The organism is Streptomyces tricolor (assembly GCF_002155905.1).
Lineage (GTDB): Bacteria > Actinomycetota > Actinomycetes > Streptomycetales > Streptomycetaceae > Streptomyces > Streptomyces tricolor.
Window position 1 is genome coordinate 1 of record NZ_MUMF01000881.1, and the last position, 537, is coordinate 537.

General features: G+C 68.3%; 1 pseudogene. It reads left to right on the top strand.

What is annotated here, in order from left to right:
- Positions 1–409: pseudogene (locus tag CCN44_RS41080) on the top strand (hypothetical protein); the annotation flags it as partial.
- Positions 410–537: the final 128 nt, after the last annotated feature.

Genomic DNA, 537 nt, shown 5'->3' on the forward strand with positions numbered 1-537 from the left:
TGCCCCTACCCCTGCCCCAACCACGGTTTCCGCTGAGGCCGGGGAGCAACCTCCGGTTGACGTCGAGGAGACCGGCTTCGCCGGCGCACCTGAAGGCGCGAGCGATGAGGGCGAGCCGGTGACGGCCCAGACGATCGTCGGCGAATGGCTCAACCGGACCAGCAAGCGGCCACCGAAGGCCGTCATCGGTCAGGTCGCCAAGCAGATCAAGAAGCTCCTCGACGAAGGCATCGCACCCGACGACATCCGGGGCGGCCTCGCCATCTGGATGACCAAGGGCTACGCCCCCTCCGCCATCCCCAGCTTCGTGAACCAGGCCATGAACACCACCCCGGCCCAGCAGGGCCCGACCACCGCACCCAGGCAGATCCCAGAGGAGGAGATCGAAAGTGCACTCCGCTTCGGCTGACGAGCTCAGCCCCCGCGAATCCGTTCTCGTCGAGCGGCGCCTCGCCGCCCTCGCCCAGTTCGACGCCCGCATCCCCGCCATCTACCGCCAGCCCTACGAACTGCCCAAGCAGGTCGCCGACTGGATCG